1 protein-coding gene is annotated in these 686 nt (G+C 65.0%); it reads left to right on the plus strand.

Going from position 1 to position 686, the window contains the following annotated elements:
- Positions 1-120: 120 nt before the first annotated feature.
- Positions 121-686: TIM barrel protein (locus ACLJK8_RS23065; protein ID WP_413152713.1), on the plus strand; the 566-nt coding region annotated here is incomplete at its 3' end.

Genomic DNA, 686 nt, shown 5'->3' on the forward strand with positions numbered 1-686 from the left:
CCCAGGCGACGCCGACTGGGACGTCGGGGTCCCTGAGGTCTCCAGCCGCGAAACCGTCAACCAGGCCAGAGAAGCCCAGGTCAGAATCCGCGAAAAACAGCGCGTCGGCGTGTGACAGCCATGAAAGCGAAGCTTGGGATCGCGCCGATCGCGTGGTGGAACGACGACCTCGCGGAACTGAGCGATGACGTGTCGCTCGAGGAATGCCTGCGCCAGGCGCGCGAGGCGGGGTATACCGGCATGGAGACCGGGCGGCGCTTCCCGATGGACCCGGCGGAGCTCGGGGCGGTTCTCGACAAGTTCGGGATCTCGGTCTGCGGCGGCTGGTTCTCCGGCCTGCTGCTCGATGGCGAGATCGCCGCCGAGAAGGACCGGATCGCGGCGCAGATGGGGCTTTTCAAGGCGATGAACGCGCCCTGCATCGTCTATGGCGAGACCGCGCGCTCGATCCAGGGCGAAAAATCGGCGCCGCTATCGACCAAGCCGAAGCTTTCCGAGGACGAGATCAAGGTCTACGCCCGAAAGATGACCGAATTCGGCGAATGGTGCGCCGAGCAGGGCATGCCGCTGTCCTATCATCACCACATGGCGGCGGCGATCGAGACCGAGGCGGAGCTTGATCTCTTCATGAAGCATTCCGGCGAGGGCATTCCGCTGCTTTACGACGCGGGCCACATGGCCTTCGC

It is taken from the genome of Amaricoccus sp. W119 (assembly GCF_047275745.1).
In the GTDB taxonomy this organism is placed as follows: Bacteria; Pseudomonadota; Alphaproteobacteria; order Rhodobacterales; family Rhodobacteraceae; genus Amaricoccus.